18 protein-coding genes are annotated in these 18,359 nt (G+C 52.3%); 15 read left to right on the plus strand and 3 right to left on the minus strand.

Going from position 1 to position 18,359, the window contains the following annotated elements; all coding sequences use genetic code 11:
* Window positions 1-257: 257 nt before the first annotated feature.
* Both HDCHBGLK_RS05665 and HDCHBGLK_RS18925 read right to left on the minus strand, forming a co-directional pair.
* The gene (locus HDCHBGLK_RS05665; protein WP_039909206.1) at window positions 258-1,436 is read right to left on the minus strand and encodes an IS110 family RNA-guided transposase; all 1,179 of its coding nucleotides are present in this window, start codon (window positions 1,434-1,436) and stop codon (window positions 258-260) included.
* A gap of 280 nt (window positions 1,437-1,716) precedes the next feature.
* A complete protein-coding gene (locus HDCHBGLK_RS18925; protein ID WP_004607952.1) occupies window positions 1,717-1,866 on the minus strand; it encodes a hypothetical protein in 150 nt (49 codons plus the stop codon).
* Window positions 1,867-1,927: 61 nt separating this feature from the next.
* Here HDCHBGLK_RS18925 and HDCHBGLK_RS05670 point away from each other — a divergent pair, with 61 nt between their 5' ends.
* From HDCHBGLK_RS05670 to HDCHBGLK_RS05710, 9 genes are all read left to right on the plus strand, one after another.
* Entirely contained in the window at window positions 1,928-2,143 is a 216-nt protein-coding gene (locus HDCHBGLK_RS05670) for a Maff2 family mobile element protein (RefSeq protein WP_004607953.1), read from the plus strand.
* Between the two features lie 19 nt (window positions 2,144-2,162).
* Window positions 2,163-3,032 carry a VirB6/TrbL-like conjugal transfer protein, CD1112 family gene (locus HDCHBGLK_RS05675; RefSeq protein WP_002595174.1) on the plus strand — a complete coding sequence of 290 codons (870 nt, stop codon included), beginning with the start codon at window positions 2,163-2,165 and terminating at the stop codon, window positions 3,030-3,032.
* Window positions 3,033-3,208: 176 nt separating this feature from the next.
* Window positions 3,209-3,610, plus strand: coding sequence for a PrgI family protein (locus HDCHBGLK_RS05680; RefSeq protein WP_004607954.1), 402 nt, complete (start codon window positions 3,209-3,211; stop codon window positions 3,608-3,610).
* Window positions 3,561-5,999 carry a VirB4-like conjugal transfer ATPase, CD1110 family gene (locus HDCHBGLK_RS05685; protein ID WP_004607955.1) on the plus strand — a complete coding sequence of 813 codons (2,439 nt, stop codon included), beginning with the start codon at window positions 3,561-3,563 and terminating at the stop codon, window positions 5,997-5,999. Before HDCHBGLK_RS05680 ends, HDCHBGLK_RS05685 begins: the two co-directional genes overlap by 50 nt.
* The gene (locus tag HDCHBGLK_RS05690; protein WP_002569173.1) at window positions 5,996-6,955 is read left to right on the plus strand and encodes a DNA-methyltransferase; all 960 of its coding nucleotides are present in this window, start codon (window positions 5,996-5,998) and stop codon (window positions 6,953-6,955) included. The genes HDCHBGLK_RS05685 and HDCHBGLK_RS05690 overlap by 4 nt, the downstream gene beginning before the upstream one ends.
* A 35-nt stretch (window positions 6,956-6,990) precedes the next feature.
* Window positions 6,991-9,060, plus strand: a complete 2,070-nt coding sequence (locus tag HDCHBGLK_RS05695; protein ID WP_004607956.1) for a C40 family peptidase — start codon at window positions 6,991-6,993, stop codon at window positions 9,058-9,060.
* Between the two features lie 38 nt (window positions 9,061-9,098).
* Window positions 9,099-9,377 (plus strand): DUF4315 family protein, encoded by a 279-nt coding sequence (locus HDCHBGLK_RS05700; RefSeq protein WP_004607957.1) that lies wholly within the window; start codon window positions 9,099-9,101, stop codon window positions 9,375-9,377.
* Window positions 9,370-10,080: a DUF4366 domain-containing protein gene (locus HDCHBGLK_RS05705; RefSeq protein ID WP_004607958.1), complete on the plus strand. Its 711-nt coding sequence runs from the start codon at window positions 9,370-9,372 to the stop codon at window positions 10,078-10,080. Before HDCHBGLK_RS05700 ends, HDCHBGLK_RS05705 begins: the two co-directional genes overlap by 8 nt.
* Window positions 10,077-10,265, plus strand: coding sequence for a hypothetical protein (locus tag HDCHBGLK_RS05710; RefSeq protein WP_004607959.1), 189 nt, complete (start codon window positions 10,077-10,079; stop codon window positions 10,263-10,265). The genes HDCHBGLK_RS05705 and HDCHBGLK_RS05710 overlap by 4 nt, the downstream gene beginning before the upstream one ends.
* Window positions 10,266-10,275: 10 nt before the next feature.
* Here the strand turns inward: HDCHBGLK_RS05710 and HDCHBGLK_RS05715 are convergent, their stop codons facing one another.
* On the minus strand, window positions 10,276-11,028 hold the full coding sequence (locus tag HDCHBGLK_RS05715) for a Shedu anti-phage system protein SduA domain-containing protein (RefSeq protein WP_004607960.1): 753 nt from the start codon (window positions 11,026-11,028) through the stop codon (window positions 10,276-10,278).
* 78 nt (window positions 11,029-11,106) lie between these two features.
* Here HDCHBGLK_RS05715 and HDCHBGLK_RS05720 point away from each other — a divergent pair, with 78 nt between their 5' ends.
* The 6 genes from HDCHBGLK_RS05720 to HDCHBGLK_RS05740 all read left to right on the plus strand — a co-directional run bounded on the left by HDCHBGLK_RS05720 (window position 11,107) and on the right by HDCHBGLK_RS05740 (window position 18,284).
* Window positions 11,107-13,191, plus strand: a complete 2,085-nt coding sequence (locus tag HDCHBGLK_RS05720) for a DNA topoisomerase 3 (protein ID WP_004607961.1) — start codon at window positions 11,107-11,109, stop codon at window positions 13,189-13,191.
* A 239-nt stretch (window positions 13,192-13,430) separates the two neighbouring features.
* Window positions 13,431-13,871 carry a hypothetical protein gene (locus HDCHBGLK_RS20175; protein WP_408646149.1) on the plus strand — a complete coding sequence of 147 codons (441 nt, stop codon included), beginning with the start codon at window positions 13,431-13,433 and terminating at the stop codon, window positions 13,869-13,871.
* A gap of 56 nt (window positions 13,872-13,927) precedes the next feature.
* Window positions 13,928-16,756 (plus strand): antirestriction protein ArdA, encoded by a 2,829-nt coding sequence (locus tag HDCHBGLK_RS05725; protein WP_408646150.1) that lies wholly within the window; start codon window positions 13,928-13,930, stop codon window positions 16,754-16,756.
* 3 nt (window positions 16,757-16,759) lie between these two features.
* Window positions 16,760-17,713: a hypothetical protein gene (locus HDCHBGLK_RS05730; protein WP_004607964.1), complete on the plus strand. Its 954-nt coding sequence runs from the start codon at window positions 16,760-16,762 to the stop codon at window positions 17,711-17,713.
* Window positions 17,710-17,922, plus strand: a complete 213-nt coding sequence (locus tag HDCHBGLK_RS05735) for a transposon-transfer assisting family protein (protein WP_004607965.1) — start codon at window positions 17,710-17,712, stop codon at window positions 17,920-17,922. Before HDCHBGLK_RS05730 ends, HDCHBGLK_RS05735 begins: the two co-directional genes overlap by 4 nt.
* Window positions 17,919-18,284, plus strand: coding sequence for a cysteine-rich VLP domain-containing protein (locus tag HDCHBGLK_RS05740; RefSeq protein ID WP_002585089.1), 366 nt, complete (start codon window positions 17,919-17,921; stop codon window positions 18,282-18,284). The genes HDCHBGLK_RS05735 and HDCHBGLK_RS05740 overlap by 4 nt, the downstream gene beginning before the upstream one ends.
* Window positions 18,285-18,359: the final 75 nt, after the last annotated feature.

Here is an 18,359-nt window from a genome sequence, read left to right on the forward strand (position 1 = left end):
TGCGGCAGCTACCCCTTTGTGAACTTGCGGGAAGCGAACACCTTGCTACGCAAGCTATTCACTTCCCGCAAGTCTGAAAAAAACGTCCGGCAGCACAGCGGGACACAGAAAGACTAACTATTAAAAGTCAAGTCTAAAATGAAAGTTTTATGAATGAATTGCAGAAATGCATTTCAGATATTTTTGAACCTTGAAAACTGCATGACAACAAGAGCATCTTTACAGGTGCTCTAAAAGGAGATATTTACAGAAAAGAATTAAGTTGTTGGAAGGTATGCTTGTCCTGATTTTTCCAGTGCAAAAATCAATCGCACAAGTTTCTTGGAGGTATGAGATAATGCAACATTATAATGCTTGCCTTCTGAACGTTTCTTTTCTAGATATACACGAAAGGATTCATCCCACTGGCAGACATATTTTGTGGCATTGTAAAGGGCATACCGAAGGTATCTGGAACCTCGTTTCTCCATATGGGAATAACAGTTATCTAACTGTCCCGATTGATAAGTGGAGGGAGACATTCCTGCATATGCGAGTATCTTATCTGCGGAATCAAAACGAGAGAAATCCCCAATCTCAGCAATGATCATTGCGCCCATCCGGTAACTGATACCAGGAATGGTAAGGATGGGAGAATGGATCTCTTCATCCATGATTCGTTTGATGGCTGCTTCGATTTCATTAATCTCAATCGTTAATTCCTGAATGAGCTTGATGGTGTGTTTTAGTTCCAAAGACTTTGCAGGCATATGAGAACCGATAGAACCTCTTGCAGCGTCACGAAACATGACAGCAGTATCTTTCCCATATCTGCCTTTAGAACTTTCAGAGAGCAGGTTGGAAAGCCTTGTGAGGTGTGCGTTTGCAACAGCATCTGCACTTGGAAATTCAGAAAGTAAAGCATAAATGGATGCCATATGAAGCGTAGGAACGAGTTTTTCCAGTTCTGGGAAAAGAATACACACAAGTCTTGAAACAGAACTTTTCAGCTTTGCCCGTTCTTTGACTTTATCAAAACGATAACGAGTGAGTGACTTTAGCTCCTCATTGTGGTAAGATGTGTTTGAGTAGGACTTTAAGTTCATGTCAGACATCATCATAGTAGCAATGGTACGGGAATCAACTTTATCCGTTTTCGTCTTTCTAAGGCTGAGACTTTTTCTGTAAAGATTCGTATGTAACGGATTGATAACATAGGTCGGCAAACCTTTATCAAGAAGAAATCCCAGAAGATTGTAACTGTAGTGTCCGGTGGCTTCCAGTCCTACTTTTACTTTGTTTAAATCATCTGATACGGATGAGATTCTTTCAAATAAGGTTTCAAAACCTTCGCGATTATTAGAGATGGTAAAGGGCTTAAATAATACTTCGCCATCTGAGTTCGTAATAAAGCAGTCGTGCTTATCTTTGGCAACGTCAATTCCAACGTAAATCATAAGAAATCTCCTTTGAATAAATTTGATACTGTTTAGAGCCACAGGTACTCCTTGCGATTGTAACCTCGTTCTAAATAAACCGTCATGCGGTATCTAACTGATTAACAACTATACAAAGAGACTGTGGTTGTAGCCTTTCTGAAACCATCAAGTGGTAGGAGTGATTAAACAATCCACAGTATCTCCAACAGTATAGCATACAGTCCTTGGAGAGGGACTATAAACACTACTACTTTATAATACGAGGAGCGATTGAAGCAATCACATCTATCCATACCGGCTACATGATACGCGCCCCCACTTTCCGGCGCAGTACACAGCGGCAGGAGCCGCACCCCTTACAACTGAATACCGCCGCGCCGCAGAACTTACGCAGCGCGGGGACAGCCGCCTTTACCAGAGGGCGGTTTTTTTGTGCGGCGGCGACCATACGCTGACCGCCTTTTGTCCGCTTGCCGGACAGCCGCAGACGCGGCAGAAAGGATATATTTATGGCATTTTTCAATAGCGCAGTAGACGTTTTGCAGACCCTTGTTGTAGCACTTGGAGCCGGGCTTGGTATCTGGGGCGTAATCAATCTGATGGAGGGCTACGGCAATGACAATCCGGGCGCGAAGAGCCAGGGCATGAAGCAGCTTATGGCGGGCGGCGGCGTTGCCCTTATCGGCATGACCCTTGTACCGCTGCTTTCCAGCTTGTTCGGTTAAGAAGCGCGGGTAAAGGCTTATGCAGAGCATACTTGACGCGATTAACGAATGGATAAAGGAAATCCTCATAGGAGCCATAAACGGTAATCTGTCAACTATGTTCGGGGACGTAAACGAGAAAGTCGGCACTATCGCCGCAGAGGTAGGGCAGACCCCGCAAGGGTGGAACGCAAATATATTCTCCATGATACAGACCCTTAGTGAGAATGTAATCGTACCCATTGCGGGGCTTGTCATTACCTACGTCCTATGCTATGAGCTTATCAGCATGGTAACGGAAAAGAACAATATGCACGACGTTGACACTTCCATGTTCTTCAAGTGGGTGTTCAAGGCGTTTGTGGCAGTCTACCTTGTGACGCACACCTTTGACATCACTATGGCGGTGTTCGATATGGCGCAGCACGTTGTTTCCGGCGCGGCGGGGGTAATCGGCGGCAGCACAGAGATTGATGTTGCCGCCGCCCTTGCTTCCATGCAGGACGGGCTTGACGCTATGGAAATCCCCGAACTGCTCTTACTTGTCATGGAAACAAGCCTTGTGAGCTTGTGCATGAAAATCATGTCCGTACTGATAACCGTTATCCTCTACGGGCGCATGATAGAGATTTACCTTTACTGTTCGGTATCGCCTATCCCGTTTGCAACAATGACGAACCGGGAATGGGGGCAGATAGGAAACAACTACCTCAAATCCCTGTTCGCTATCGGTTTTCAAGGCTTCCTCATTATGATATGCGTCGGCATTTACGCGGTTCTGGTAAACAACATGATAATAGCGGACAATCTGCACAGTGCGATATTCTCCCTTGCAGCCTATACCGTTATCCTCTGTTTCTCCCTGTTCAAATCCGGCGCACTGGCGAAGTCGATATTCTCCGCGCATTAGCGGCGTGTCAAGGGCAGGGTGGAGATTTTCAGAGCGAAGCGGCGAAAATACTACCCGACCTTGACGCGGATAACCCCATATAATACGGGCGGGCAAAGGGCATAGATTGACCTTTGCCTTGATTACCCTTATGGGAAGTTACAGCAACACCAAACCCAGAGAAAGGAGGTTTTCACTTGGCGTATGTACCCGTACCCAAAGACTTATCCAAAGTCAAGACAAAAGTAGCGTTCAACCTTACCAAACGGCAGATTGTATGTTTTGCGGCGGCTCTCCTGTTCGGCTTGCCGCTTTTCTTTCTGCTCAAAGACAGCACAGGCACAAGCCTTGCGTCTATGGCTATGATTGCCGTCATGCTGCCCTGTTTCCTCTTTGCCATGTATGAGAAGCATGGACAGCCCCTTGAAGTGGTGGTGAAGAACATCATTCAGACGAAATTCATAGCCCCCAAAGAACGACCATACAGGACAGACAACTTTTATTCCGTCTTAGAACGGCAGAGAAAACTTGAAAAGGAGGTATCAGCGATTGCAAAAGGAAACACGAAGAAACAGCGCGGCGGGAAGCACAAAGCCTAACCCGCCCCGCAAGCTCACCCGCGCCGAGAAAAAGCAGATTGCGGAAATCATCAGACAGGCAAAGGGCGACGGGAAAGCGCACACCGCGCAGCAGACAATCCCCTATATCCAGATGTACCCGGACGGTATCTGCAAGGTTACGGGACGGAAATACTCAAAGACCGTCGCCTTTGAAGATATTAACTATCAGCTTGCACAGGCAGACGACAAGACCGCCATTTTTGAGAACTGGTGCGACTTCCTCAACTACTTTGACGCTTCCGTTTCGGTGCAGCTCTCTTTCATCAATCAGGGGACGCAGCGGGGCGAAGCGGAGAAAGCGGTCAATATCCCGGCACAGGAGGACGCTTTCAATTCTATCCGCACAGAATACCGGGATATGCTGAAAAACCAGCTTGCAAAGGGCAACAACGGGCTTGTCAAGGCAAAATACATCACCTTTGCCATTGAAGCCGACAGTCTGGGCGCGGCGAAATCCCGCCTTGCCCGTATCGAAACGGACGTACTCAACAACTTTAAGCTCTTGGGCGTGTCTGCCCGCCCCATGACAGGCTATGAACGCCTTAAAATGCTGCATGGCATTTTCCACCCGGAGGGCGGGCAGTTTGCCTTTGATTTTTCATGGCTTGCCCCGTCCGGGCTTTCCACAAAGGACTTTATCGCCCCGTCCTCTTTCCGTTTTGGCGAGGGGCGGTATTTCCGCATGGGGCGCAAAATCGGCGCGGTTTCATTCCTTGAAATCCTTGCGCCGGAATTAAACGACCGTATCTTATCCGACATTCTGGACTTGGAAACGGGCGTTATCGTCAATCTGCATATCCACAGTATCGACCAGACCGAAGCCATAAAGACAATCAAGCGGAAAATCACCGACCTTGACAAAATGAAAATCGAGGAACAGAAAAAGGCGGTACGCAGCGGCTATGACATGGATATAATCCCGTCCGACCTTGCCACGTTCGGCAGCGAAGCGAAAAATCTCTTACAGGACTTGCAGAGCCGCAACGAGCGTATGTTTCTGCTCACGTTCCTTGTGGTGAACATGGCAGACACAAAAAGGAAACTGGAAAATGACGTGTTCGCGGCGGCGGGCATTGCACAGAAGAACAACTGCGCCTTGACCCGCCTTGACTACCAACAGGAAGCGGGGCTTATGTCCTCTGTACCGCTTGGGGAGAACCTTATCGCCATACAGCGGGGGCTTACCACGTCAAGCACCGCTATCTTTATCCCCTTTATCACACAGGAGCTTTTCCAGACGGGCGCGGCTTTATACTATGGCTTGAACGCCCTTTCTAACAACATGATACTCTGCGACCGCAAGCAGCTTAAAAACCCCAACGGCTTAATCTTAGGAACGCCGGGAAGCGGGAAATCCTTTGCCGCCAAACGGGAAATGACAAACGCTTTCCTCATTACAGACGACGATATTATCATCTGCGACCCGGAAGCCGAGTATTTTTCCCTTGTGCAGCGGCTTGACGGGCAAGTGATACGCTTGTCGCCTACGGGCAAGGGCATTGACGGGAAGCTCCAGTATGTGAACCCTATGGATATTAACCTCAATTACAGCGAGGACGACAGCCCCCTTGCGCTGAAATCCGACTTTATCCTCTCCCTCTGCGAGCTTGTCATAGGCGGCAAGGAGGGCTTGCAGCCCGTCGATAAGACCGTCATTGACCGCGCCGTTAGGAACGTGTACCGCCCTTTCCTTGCAGACCCCGACCCGGAGAAAATGCCGATTTTGGGCGACCTCTACGACGAGCTTTTGAAGCAGCCGGAGCCGGAAGCGGCGCGTATCGCGGCGGCGTTGGAGCTTTATGTTTCCGGGAGCCTTAACGTCTTTAACCACAGGACGAATGTAGAGCTTTCAAACCGCCTTGTCTGCTTTGACATCAAGCAGCTTGGGAAGCAGCTCAAAAAATTAGGTATGCTCATTGTGCAGGACCAGGTATGGAACCGCGTCACCGTCAACCGGGCAGAAAGGAAATCCACCCGGTATTTTATGGACGAATTTCATCTTCTCTTGAAAGAGGAACAGACCGCCGCCTATTCCGTTGAAATCTGGAAGCGTTTCAGAAAATGGGGCGGCATACCCACAGCCATTACGCAGAACGTCAAGGATTTGCTTGCTTCCCGCGAAGTGGAGAATATCTTTGAAAACTCTGATTTTGTCCTCATGCTCAATCAGGCGGCGGGCGACCGGGCTATCCTTGCAAAGCAGCTCAACATCTCCCCGCAGCAGATGAAGTATGTCACCCACACCGAAGCGGGCGAGGGGCTTATCTTCTACGGAAACGTGGTGCTGCCCTTTGTAGACCGCTTCCCGAAAGACACCGAGCTTTACCGGGTAATGACGACGAAGCCGGAGGAAGTGGGCGAAGCATGAACGGGCTGAAAACTGACACCATCATCAACCGGGACGCGCTCTATGCCTTGCGGGAGCTTCCAGAGGAAAGCGTACACTGTTGCGTCACAAGCCCGCCCTACTATGCACTTAGGGATTACGGGCTTGATATGCAGATTGGGCGGGAGGACACGCCGGAGCAGTACATTGACAGGCTGACCGAGGTTTTCCGCGAGCTGCGCCGGGTACTGCGTTCTGACGGTACGCTCTGGCTGAATATCGCGGACACCTACTGCGGCACAGGGAACAAGGGCTACCATGCAGACCCGAAGAACCCGAAAGGCAGAAACGGACAGCAGATTGCAAGAAACAACCGCGTTTCCGGCTGCAAACAAAAGGACTTAATCGGTATCCCTTGGCTTTTAGCCTTTGCCCTACGCGCTGACGGGTGGTATTTACGGAGCGACATTATCTGGCAGAAAGAAAACCCCATGCCGGAGAGCGTGAAAGACCGCCCTACCCGCTGCTATGAACATATCTTTCTGCTTACGAAGTCAAAGAAGTATTTTTATGACGCAGCCGCCATAGCCGAGCCGTTAGCCCCCACAACGGCGGCGCGGTACCGCACCGGGCGCAGCGCGGGACAGAAATATGCGGACGAAGTACCCGGACAGGGGAACGTACAGGGGCTTAACCGGGCGCGAAGCGGCAGCTACTACGACGAAGCCCTCATGCCGACCATGCGGAACAGGCGGGACGTGTGGCTTATCAATACCGTTCCCTACAAGGGCGGGCATTTCGCCGCGTTCCCGCCAAAACTTGCCGAAACCTGTATCAAGGCGGGCTGTCCGAAAGGCGGCGTTGTGCTTGACCCCTTTTTCGGCAGCGGCACGACGGGGGCAGCCGCAAAGCAGCTTGACAGGCATTATATAGGCATTGAGATAAACGCCGAGTATTGCGCCCTTGCAAGGGCGCGGATTGGAGGGACAGACACATAAAACAATATAAGGCGCGTGAAAAAGTCACGCAGAAAATGACCCGCGAGGGGGCTGTCGAGGTAAACGCCGCTACCGGGAAAAAGAAACGTATCAGCAAGCGGATAAGGGACGCGGACTTTGCAAAGACCGAAGCCCCACCGCAGCCGGAACAGGCAGCGCAGCCCCTACCGGGCGGCGCAACTTCCCCGCCCTTAACCGACACGCCGCCGCTTCCCCATGCGCCGGGGGCAGAACGGGAACAGGACACCGCCGCAGCCGAGCGCGTCTTGGAGCGTATCGACGGGGCGCGTACCAGAAAGGCGAGCAAAAAGGCGGCGAGGAAAGCACAGGCAGAAGCCAAAGCAAAAGAAAAATCTTCCCGCTTGCAGTTTACCGACGAGGAACGGGCAACGCCGGAGCTTGAAAGGTATATCCGAAAATCGGACAAAGCAGCCGACCGTCTGGACGCGGCAAAGGCGGCTATCCCCAAAGAAAAGAAACTTGTACGGGAGCGCACCTTTGATGAAGCCACCGGGAAAGGCAAGACCCGCCTACATTTTGAGGAACAGGAAAAGCCCATAGGAAGGAATAAGCCCCACAATAACCCGCTATCCCGCCCCGCACAGGAAGCGGGTATTTTCGTCCACAACAAGATACATTCCGTTGAAAAGGACAATTCCGGCGTTGAGGGGGCGCACAAATCCGAAGAACTGGCAGAGCGCGGCGCAAAGTACGGGACGCGGAAAGTCAAGGAGGGCTACCGCAGCCACAAGCTCAAACCCTACCGGGCGGCGGCAAAGGCAGAGAAAGCGGCGTTCAAGGCGAATGTGGATTTCCAGTACCATAAATCCCTACATGACAATCCGCAGATTGCGGGCAATCCCCTTTCCCGCTTCATGCAGAAGCAGCAAATCAAGCGGCAGTATGCAAAGTCGGCAAGGAAAGGCGGCGCAAAAACGGCGCAGAAAGCCGCAGAGAACACCCGCAAGGCGGCAAAAAAGACCGCCGAGGAAACAAAAAAGGCAATCGCTTTTGTAGGGCGGCACCCGGCGGGCGTATGTATCGCCGTTGCCGCGCTGCTCTTATTCATCATGGTATCGGCGGGGCTTTCCTCTTGCGGCTCCATGTTCTCCGGCTTGATGAACGGCATACTTGGGACTTCCTACACGTCGGAGGACAGCGACCTTGTGGCGACGGAAAATAATTACGCCGCAAAGGAAAACGAGCTTCAGCAGCAGATTGACAATATCGAAAGCACCCACCCCGGCTATGACGAATACCGCTATGACCTTGACAGTATCGGGCATAACCCCCATGAGTTAGCGTCCTACCTCACCGCCCTTTTACAGACCTACACCCCGCAGAGCGCACAGGCAGAACTAAACCGCGTCTTTGCCATGCAGTACACTTTGACGCTGACGGAAGAAACGGAAATCCGCTACCGCACAGAAACAAGCACAGACCCGGAAACAGGGGAAACGACCAGCGAGGAAGTACCCTACGAGTACCATATCCTCAACGTGAAGCTGACGAACAAGCCCATTTCCGAGATTGCGGAGGAACTTCTAACGCCACAGCAGCTTGAAATGTACCGCGTCTATCTGGAAACAAGCGGAAACAAGCCGCTGATTTTCGGCGGCGGCTCCCCCGATATGGGCGCGTCCGAGGATTTAAGCGGCGTACAGCTTGTAAACGGCACACGCCCCGGCAACACCGCCGTTGTAGACCTTGCGAAGCGGCAAGTCGGCAACGTAGGCGGGCGACCCTTTTGGAGCTGGTACGGATTTAACAGCCGCGTGGAATGGTGCGCCTGTTTTGTTTCATGGTGCTACAATCAAGCCGGGAAAAGCGAGCCGCGCTTTGCCGGGTGCCAGTCACAGGGCGTACCCTGGTTCCAGTCACGCGGGCAATGGGGCGCGAGGGGCTATGAGAATATCGCCCCCGGCGACGCTATCTTTTTCGACTGGGACGGGGACGGGAGCGCAGACCATGTAGGGCTTGTTATCGGGACGGACGGGGAGCGCGTCTATACCGTCGAGGGCAATTCCGGCGACGCCTGCAAGATAAAGAGCTACCCCGTCAATTACTCCTGTATCAAGGGCTACGGCTTAATGAATTGGAACTGACAACAAAAAAATGAAAATCTGAAAGGAGAAATTTATTGATGGCTATGAACAAAATTGAACGTATCGACAAGGAGATTGCAAAGACCCGCGAGAAAATCACCGAGTACCAGAATAAATTAAGGGGGCTTGAAGCGCAGAAAACCGAAGCGGAAAACCTGCAAATCGTACAGCTTGTGCGCTCCATGCGCCTTTCCCCGCATGAGCTTTCCGCTATGCTTTCCGGGGGCGGTATTCCGGGCATGGAAGCCGCGCCGGGCTACCCCGCAGAACCCGCAGACCACGACACCGAAGAAATGGAGGACACCGAGAATGAATAAGAAAATCCTTAGAACACTGACCGCACTTTGCGCCGCCCTTATGCTTTCGGGCGGCTTTTCCGTCACCGCTTTTGCACAGACCCCGGAGGGAGAGGACGACACCAACGACAGCGGCGTTGTCTACGAGGAACCCCAAAAGGAAGAACCCCTTACCCCGGACGGGAACGCGACCCTTGTAGACGATTTCGGCGGCAACAAGCAGCTTATCACCGTAACGACCAAAAACGGCAATTACTTTTATATCCTCATTGACCGGGACGACGAGGGCGAGAACACCGTACATTTCCTTAATCAAGTGGACGAAGCCGACCTCTTAGCACTTATGGAGGACGGAAGCACCGAAGCAGCCCCGCCCGCCGTTTGCAGTTGCACCGAAAAATGCGAAGCCGGAAAGGTAAATGTGAGCTGCCCCGTCTGCAAGGACAACATGACCGCTTGCAGCGGCAAGGAAGCAGAGCCGGAAACCGAGGAACCGCCGGAGCTGCCCAAAGAGAAAGGCAATGCGGGCGGGCTTGTGCTTTTCCTTGTCGTGGCACTTCTTGGCGGCGGGGGCGCGTTCTATTATTTTAAGTTTATGAAGCCGAAGCAAAACGTCAAGGGCGGCACCGACCTTGAAGATTTCGATTTTGACGACTACGACGAGGACGAGCCGGACGAGGGGGACGGGCTTTCTGATGAAGAACAGGAGGACGAGGAAGCATGACCCTGTTTACCGACAATCCCTTTGAAAAGATGATGATACAAAGACCGGGCGGGCGGCGTGACAATGCGCCGCCCGTTCCCCATTCCCCGGCTTGCGCTTCCTGTCCGTACAAAGGGCAGCTCCCTTGTGTGGGCTACTGTCTGAAACAGGTACAGGAGAAAAAGGCAAGTGAGCCGGAACGCTGAAAATGGACTTTTAATTTTCGTTTGCAACATCTATGAGATTTTCGTAATGCAAAAGTGTTATGTTATTTTCATTTTGCAGTTGGAGCTTTCTATCACGAATATTCTCAAAATCTTTACGGAGTCCGGCTATCACAGCATAGTAGATTTGATAAGGGCAATATTTGTATAATTGTCTGGGTAACTTTGTATTGGAGAATGAGTGCTTTTCCAATTCTGCTACAATTACATTCCAATTTGCAGCAATATACATTTGCCAATCCCTAACCTGTTCAATCCCTTTATTGATTACTTCCCCGAAACGAGTACCTTTTTCTTTTGTTATCCGCCCGTTGGGAGCTTCTAATTCCACAAAGACAAATTGATAACCGTCTGAACTATTACCTATGAGCAGATAATCAGCCACATAAGCCGACCCGATTTTGAACTCTGGAAAGATATAATTATCGTCATGGTGTCCTGTTCTGTAATAATGCCGTAATAAGCCAAACAAATAATTCCATGCACGATTAGAAGCTATCCAATTTAGTATAGCTCTTTCTGTTGTATCGGAAGAAGTAATCAGTTGATAAAACTCTTTTGTCGTATCATATATAGGTGTGAACCTTGAATAATGGTTGTTGGGAAATAGCGAAGTAGCACACTCAATAAAGTAATCCATTTCTTTGTTTTTACCGCGCCTGTAATGCCCGCCACGTTTTTTATTCATTGCTTCTTCCTGTTCATCAGTAGGAGCAAAAACATCGAAAGTATGTATTGATTTCATATTGTCACCTGTTTCTTATAGTAATGCTTAAAGTATAAACCAATTTCAAACCTAAAACAACCGAAAGGAGAACAGAAAATGAAACTGATTATTGCAGAAAAGCCGAGCGTGGCGCAGACTATCGCCGCCGCGCTTGGCGTTAAGGAAAAGAAAGACGGATATATCGAGGGCGGCGGCTACCTCATTTCATGGTGCGTCGGGCATTTGGTACAGCTTGCGGAAGCTGCCGCCTACGGGGAGCAATATAAAAAATGGAGTTTTGAGAGCTTACCCATTCTGCCGGAGGAATGGCAGTACGCCGTTGACCCGGACAAGGGGAAGCAATTCAAAACCCTAAAAGAGCTTATGCACCGCGCCGACGTTTCCGAAGTGGTAAATGCGTGTGACGCGGGGCGCGAGGGAGAATTGATTTTCCGCTTTGTCTACGAAGCGGCGGGCTGCAAGAAGCCCATGCGCCGCTTGTGGATTTCCTCAATGGAGGACGGGGCAATCAAGGCGGGCTTTGCTTCCCTCAAAGACGGGCAGGAATACGACGCGCTCTTTGCGTCTGCCCTCTGCCGCGCAAAGGCTGACTGGCTTATCGGCATTAACGCCACCCGGCTTTTCTCCTGCCTGTATGGAAAGACCTTGAACGTGGGGCGCGTCCAGACCCCGACCTTAAAAATGCTCACCGACCGGGACGCGGCTATCTCCCATTTCCAGAAAGAAAAATATTATCATGTGCGCCTTGATTTATCCGGCGCGGAAGCGGCAAGCGGGAGGATTTCCGACAAGGCAGAAGCCGACGCGCTGAAAGGGGCTTGCGAAGCGGAAACGGCGGTATGCGTTTCCCTCACCAGAGAGAAGAAAACCGCAGCCCCGCCGAAGCTCTTTGACCTTACCTCTTTGCAGCGGGAAGCGAACCGCATTTTCGGCTACACCGCGAAGCAGACCCTTGACCTTGCACAATCCCTTTATGAAAAGCGGCTCCTTACTTATCCGAGGACGGACAGCAGCTTTCTTACTGACGACATGGGCGGCACCGCAGCGGGCATTATCGCGCTGCTTTGCGAAAAACTCCCCTTTATGGCGGGCGCGGACTTCACGCCGGAGGTTGTAAAGGTATTAGACAGTAAAAAAGTATCAGACCACCACGCAATCATTCCCACTATGGAGCTTGCAAAGGCTGACCCGGACGCGCTGCCGGAAAGCGAGAAGAATATCCTTACCCTTGCGGGGGCGCGTCTGCTTTTTGCCACCGCCGAGCCGCATATTTATGAAGCGGTTACGGCGGTTTTCTCATGCGCCGGGACAGACTTCACCGCAAGGGGAAAGACCGTACTTGCGGAGGGTTGGAAAGAGCTTCAACGCAGATACCGGGCGACGCTGAAAGATAAGCCCGAAGCGGAGGACGGGGAAAATGCAGACGTGACGCTGCCGGAGCTTTCCGAGGGACAGGGCTTTCCTAACCCCGCCGCAAAAGTAACGGAGCATACCACAACGCCGCCGAAGCCCCACAGCGAAGCAAGCCTTTTGTCGGCTATGGAACGCGCCGGGAACGGGGACACCGACCCGGACGCGGAACGCCGGGGGCTTGGCACTCCCGCCACCCGCGCCGCCGTCATTGAAAAACTGGTAAAGGGCGGCTTTGCGGAGCGCAAGGGGAAGCAGCTTATCCCTACCAAAAACGGGAACAGCCTTATCTGTATTCTGCCGGATATACTCACTTCCCCACAGCTTACCGCAGAATGGGAAAACAATCTGACGCAGATAGCAAAGGGAGCCGCAGACCCCGGCGAATTTCTGTCCGGCATTGAAGCTATGGCGCGGGAGCTTGTGCAGACACACGCCGCAGCACTGGACGGGAAAAAGGATTTGTTCCGGGAGGAAAAGCCCTCTGTCGGCAAATGCCCCCGTTGCGGTTCCCCCGTCCATGAGGGGAAGAAAAACTATTATTGCAGCAACAAAGAATGTGCCTTTGTCATGTGGAAGAATGACCGCTTTTTCGAGGAACGCAAGACCGCTTTTTCCGCGAAGATTGCCGCCGCGCTCCTTAAATCCGGCAAGGCGAATGTGAAGAAGCTCTACTCCCCGAAAACAGGCAAGACCTACGACGGAACTATCGTTCTGGCTGACACTGGCGGGAAATACGTCAACTACCGTATCGAAGTGCAGAAGAACTAAAAACTTGAATAGCAAGCATAGGAAGCGGGTACCCACTTCCGTAAATCCCCGTTGCGACGCTGACGCGCCGGACGGGGATTTTGCTTGTTGGGAAGTTTCCCAAACCCTCTTTTGCGGAGGGCTTCACCCTCTAAAAATTTTCAAAAATATTTGGCAGAAATGCGGGCGTACCCGTAGTAGACCATGCAGCCAAAAAATGCAGCTTATGACGCTGCCGCAGAGAAAGGAGGTTTTTCACTATGGCAAGTTTACGGGACACCGTAAAGGACTATCAAGACGAGCTTAGGGACGGTATCGCATGGGTGGCGTTCTGGAAACAGGGGCGTTCATGGAACGCGGAATATTTTCATCTTGATATGGACGATACGCTCTACCCGGAGGACAGGAGCCGGTTAGAGGAAATAAAAAGCATTGACCCCGCCGCCGTTATCTTAAACGGCTACTATTGCGGGTATTTAGGCGAGGACATGAGCCTTGACGAGCTGACCGCCGGAGTGCGTTACCACTACGAAAACAGCATGAACGACATTGACGGTTTTATCGGAGCGCATGACGACAGGCTTCCCCGGAGGTTATCGAGGAAGCGAGGGCAGCCGCCCATGAAGCGGGGCTTCCCTTTTCCGAAAAGCCCTACCGGGACGGGGAGGATTTTAACCCCTATGTATTTGACGGGAGCATGAGCATTGAGGATTTTGAGCTTATGCACCGCATGATTGAAAAAGAAAGGAGCGAACAAATGGCAGAACCGATTTTAAGCGGCTATCTTTCCAATCTTGGGAAGTACACCGAGGGCAGACCCGCGGGCGAATGGGTGACATTCCCCACGACTGCCGAACATCTGAAAGAAGTCTTTGACCGTATCGGGATTGACTTCAAGCACTATGAGGAATGGCATTTCACAGAATTTCAATCCACTATCCCCGGCTTGACGGAGCATTTAAGCGAGTATTCCCACCCCGACGAGCTGAACTATTTAGGGAAGCTCTTGGAAATGCAGTTTGACGACGACCGGGAGAAATTCATTGCAGCCATTGAATACGGCGACCATGCCGACAGCTTACAGGACATTATCAACCTTGCACAGAACCTTGACTGCTACTGGATTTATCCGTCCGTCCACAATGAAGAAGAATACGGGCGTTATCTGGTTGATGAACTGGAAGAACCGGAACTTCCCGAAGAAGCGAAAAAGTATTTCATGTATGAGGAATACGGGCGGGACGCTTCCATTAACGACGACGGTATGTTTACCGAAAAGGGCTATATCTACAACAACCGCAACACCTTTACAGAATGGTACGACGGGCGCGACGTGCCGGAGGAATACCGGGTAACGCCGCAGCCCCCGCAGCCGGAAAGACCCGACCCGTCAAAGGTAGAAATGGACGCAGCCGCGCCGGGGCAGAGAACGGCGCAGACCGCAGAGCAGCCACAGGAGCCGCGCCCGGTTATCCCTATCGTGCTGACGAGCGAGAAGCCCGCCGAAAAGCTCAAAGAGATTACCGACCGTCTGGAACAGGGTATTGCGGAACTCTTTGACAGCGAGCGTTACCGGGAATATCTGAAAGTCATGTCAAAATTCCATAATTACAGCTTCCGAAACACCGTCCTTATCGCCATGCAGAAGCCGGACGCTTCCCTTGTGGCGGGCTTTTCCGCTTGGAAGAACAACTTTGAACGAAACGTGATGAAAGGGCAAAAGGGAATTAAAATCATTGCTCCGTCACCCTATAAAATCAAACAGGAAATGCAGAAAATCGACCCGCACACGCAGAAGCCCGTTATCGGCAAGGACGGGAAGCCCGTCACCGAGGAAAAGGAAGTCACCATACCCGCCTACAAGGTGGTATCCGTCTTTGACGTTTCCCAGACCGAGGGAAAGGAGCTGCCGGACATTGCGGTTGACGAGCTGACAGGCGACGTTGACCGCTACAAGGATTTTTTCGCAGCCCTTGAAAAGACTTCCCCCGTTCCTATCGCCTTTGAGAATATCGAGGGCGGCTCTCATGGCTACTACCACTTGGAGGACAAGCGCATTGCTATCAACGAGGGCATGAGCGAATTACAGACCTTAAAGACCGCTATTCACGAAATCGCCCATGCGAAGCTGCACGACATTGACCTCAACGCGCCAAAGGACGAGCAGCAGCCCCACGTTGACCGCCGCACCCGCGAAGTCGAAGCGGAAAGCGTCGCCTATACTGTCTGCCAACATTACGGGCTTGACACGTCGGACTACTCTTTCGGCTATGTCGCCGGGTGGAGCAGCGGGCGGGAGCTGTCCGAGCTGAAAAGCTCCCTTGAAACGATACGCAGCGCAGCCGCCGAGATTATCAATTCCATAGACGAGAACTTAGCGGAGCTGCAAAAGGCACAGGACAAGGAGCAGACCGCCGGACAGGAGCAGCCCACCAGAGAGGGACAGGAAGCCGCGCCGGAGAAGCCGGAGCCGGAAGCAGCCGCACCGGGAAAATCCGGCGCACAGGAAAAAGCGGGCGCAGCCCCGAAAGAAGCCTTTACCCCGGAAACGATTTACAGAGTGCGCCGGAACCCTTACAGCGACAGCCGGGAAAACAGCTACCTCTTGCAAGCCTATGTGACACAGGAGAACGGGCGGGCGAAAATGGGCGACGTGCTTTATACGGGAACGCCGGAGAAATGCCGCGAGCTTATGGGGCAGCTCAAAAGCGGCGAGCTGACCGAGGGCGACGTGAAGCAGCTTTACGCAAAGGCACAGGAAACGGCGCAGACCGCCGGACAGGACAAAGACACCTTTTCCATTTACCAGATAAAGGGCGGGGACGAAACAAGGGATTTCCGCTTTGAGCCTTACGACCGCCTGCAGGCGGCGGGGAATGTGGTTGACAGGGCGAACTATGAGCTTGTCTATTCCGCGCCCCTTGCGCCGGAAACTTCCCTTGAAGATATTTACACCTGTTTCAATATCGACCACCCCAAAGATTTTAAGGGACACAGCCTTTCCGTTTCCGACGTGGTAGTGCTTCATCAGGACGGACAGGACGCGGCGCATTTCGTTGACAGTGTAGGTTTTCGGGAAGTGCCGGAGTTTTTACAGGAGCAAAAGCAGCTTACCCCGGACGACTTGGAAACGGGCGAAACTGTCAAGACACCGAGGGGGACTTTCCATGTGACCGCCATGAGCCGGGAGCAGATAGAAGCCGCCGGATATGGCTTTCACCACCAGTCGGACGACGGAAAGTATCTGATTATGGGGAATGGGACGCGGGCGTTTGCCGTTGCCGCAGAACAGGCGCAGCGGGACAATCCCTTGAAAACCGCCGAGCAGACCACAGAGCAGAACGGGAACATGATTGACGGTATCATCAACAACACCCCCACCGTTGACGAACTGGAAGCAAAGGTAAAGGCGGGCGAGCAGATTTCCCTTGTTGACCTGGCTAACGCTGTCAAAGCCGACAAGGAGCGCGGCAAGGGAGCGAAGCCGGAAAAGAAACCCTCTATCCGGGCGCAGCTTAGAGCCGACAAGGAAAAGGCACAGAAGAAAAACGCAAAGCAGAAGTCACAGGACTTGGAAAGGAGCTGACCCATGCCGGAACAGAGCAAATTTGAAAACATGGATTTGTTTGCTTCCCTTGAAGCGATTATGAAGCAGAACACAGGCTTTTACCAGAGCGACTTAGACATTGACAAAGAGATTATCGCAAAGGCGGCGGCAAGCCCCCACAGGGAGGACAAAACACTTTTGTGGTTCTGCCGCCCGTCCGGGACGCACTGTTTCCGGGAGCGCGACGTTTTCCTCAAAGACACCGCGCCCCACAACACATGGCGTTTCTACATGGAGCAGACAAGCGACCGCGTTCTTGCCTATGCAATCGAGCTGACGGGAAAGGAGCGCGGGAAAATCAAGGGCAATCTGTACGAACTGGACTACTCTAAACATTATGAGCGCGTCAAGGAAAAGGAGCTGCCCGCCGATACGGTGAAGCTGATTTATGAGCATGGGGAAAGGGTACAGGAAGCCGGGAGATATTTTGACGGAACCCCAGACCCGCAGCTTGGGAAATTTGAACGCTTTGAAGCCGTACCCAACGACCCGGACGCGCTGCAATCGCTCTTACAGGAAGAACGGCGCAGCCGGGAGCAGCTTTCGCCGGGGGATTTCAAAATGCATATCGCAGCTTTGCGGGACGGGCTGATTGAAACGGAAGCGCGGCGCATTGTGCGGGAAATGAAGCGGCATTACGAGCCGAACAGCCCGAACAAGACCCATTTCATGGCAGAGCTTTCCCCGGCGTTCATGCGGCTTGCAGCCACAAAGGACACTGACCGCCTTTTCTCCATGCTGCCCTACAAGACCCTTTCCTTTTCCAAAATCGAGGGCAGACATGGGACGTATGCGCTGATTGACAAGGGGGAGAACCGGGACAGGGAGATAAGGAAGCCCCGCCCCTCTATCCGGGCGCAGCTTAAAGCAGACAAGGCAAAGACCGCCCCGAAAAAGGCGGCGGCAAAAACAAAAAATCACGATATGGAGGTATGAGCATGATTAGACTGACTGTTGAAGAAACAAACCTTTTGAGCATTTACAACGAGGGCGGCAAGCGGGCTTTGATTGAGAATGTCAACGCCGCGCTGCCCTACATGGACGCGGATATGCGGGAGCTTGCAAAGCGCACCCTTTCCAAAGTGGACGCTTTGACCGAAGCGGAATTTGCAGAGCTTCCCATTTACGCCGCTGATGAAGTATGAACGGGGTTAAGCGGCTGACGCCGCCCCAGAGCCGGAAAGTCAACGCCCTTGTGCGCCGGACGTGCTGCAATTATGATAACGGGAACTGTATCTTACTGGACGACGGGGACGAGTGCGTATGTCCGCAGCTCATTTCCTATTCGCTTCTCTGCAAGTGGTTCCGGGTTGCGGTGCTTCCCGCCGACAGGCTGCTTTATGCGGAGCTTTACCAGACAGGGGATAAGAAGAAATGTACCGAGTGCGGCGCGTTCTTTGCGTCAACCTCTAACAGTGTCAAATACTGCCCCGTCTGCCGGAAACGTATCACCCGCAGACAAGCCGCCGAGCGCATGAGGAAAAGACGCGCCCCTGTTACGCAGTAGGCGCGGAAAATCCCTTGATTTACAGGGCTTTCCGGGCGTGAAAATCGGATAGGCGATACTTTATACCTTTACCCC

The sequence above is a fragment of the [Clostridium] scindens ATCC 35704 genome (assembly GCF_004295125.1).
GTDB lineage: Bacteria > Bacillota > Clostridia > Lachnospirales > Lachnospiraceae > Clostridium_AP > Clostridium_AP scindens.